Annotated in this window: 1 protein-coding gene; it reads left to right on the plus strand. The window is 22.8% G+C overall.

Features of this window, described 5'->3' with window-relative positions; all coding sequences use genetic code 11:
* Positions 1–224: type 1 periplasmic-binding domain-containing protein (locus AYC60_RS08990; RefSeq protein WP_197416949.1), on the plus strand; the 224-nt coding region annotated here is incomplete at both ends.

Below are 224 nucleotides of genomic sequence, written 5' to 3' on the forward strand. Positions count from 1 at the left end.
TGAAAACATTTTTGGAATAAAAGAGGATATTACATATATTTATGAAGAAAAAGATGAAGAAAAATTAAGAGTTAAGATACTTAATTTTTTTAATAGAAATAATAAAAGAAAAGCAATATTTTGTATGAATGGTAAGGTATTGTTAGAAGTATTGCAAAGTATTAAGAAATTAGGATTTGATATAGAAGATGATGATATAGGGATATGTAGTTTTGATGATTGGG

It is taken from the genome of Streptobacillus felis, from assembly GCF_001559775.1.
GTDB classification, from domain to species: domain Bacteria; phylum Fusobacteriota; class Fusobacteriia; order Fusobacteriales; family Leptotrichiaceae; genus Streptobacillus; species Streptobacillus felis.